This is a genomic window from Pedobacter sp. 01N416, assembly GCF_056399685.1.
On the sequence record NZ_JBFTRT010001024.1, the window covers coordinates 1 to 616 of the forward strand.

The 616-nt window shown below is 35.2% G+C and carries 2 protein-coding genes; both read left to right on the forward strand.

Annotated elements, in window-relative coordinates:
• A partial coding sequence (locus tag AC1DND_RS29030) for a sensor histidine kinase (RefSeq protein WP_477586460.1) occupies positions 1–305 on the forward strand: 305 nt, incomplete at its 5' end.
• Positions 302–616 (forward strand): response regulator (locus AC1DND_RS29035; RefSeq protein ID WP_477586462.1); only part of this gene is annotated, 315 nt, incomplete at its 3' end. The genes AC1DND_RS29030 and AC1DND_RS29035, both read left to right, overlap by 4 nt.

Below are 616 nucleotides of genomic sequence, written 5' to 3' on the forward strand. Positions count from 1 at the left end.
GTATAGATCTGGAGTTTGTAAAAAAGAATGTATTATTAAGGATAACCCAAGAATTTCTTCAAAATAGCTTAAAACATGCGCATTGCAGCAATATCAAAATCCAGTTAAACTCTTCTCTTGAAGTTTTTTTAGCGTTAAAAATACAGGATGATGGAGTAGGATTTGATTATACTAAAGTCACTTCTGATGGTATAGGATTAAAAAACATGAAAAAAAGAGCCGAAATTATCGGTGGACAATTTAATTTAGAAAGCAAACCCGATTTAGGCACTACACTTACTATTATTTTAAATGGCCCGGCATGAAAAAAACTATAGCTATTGTTGATGATCATATCCTGATTGCAAAGGCACTTCAGGGCATTATAGATAATTTTGCAGCATTTGAGGTGATGTATGTTTGTGAGAACGGAAAAGAGCTGATTAAAAACTTCGAAAACAGCAATAAAATCCCCGATATTTTACTTTTAGATATCAGTATGCCCATTATGGATGGTTTTGAAACCGTAACCTGGGTAACTGCACACCATCCGGAGGTAAAAGTAATGGCCCTGAGTATGCAGGGTGAAGAGAAAAGTGTGATTAAAATGGTTAGCAACGGTGCCAAAGGCTATCTG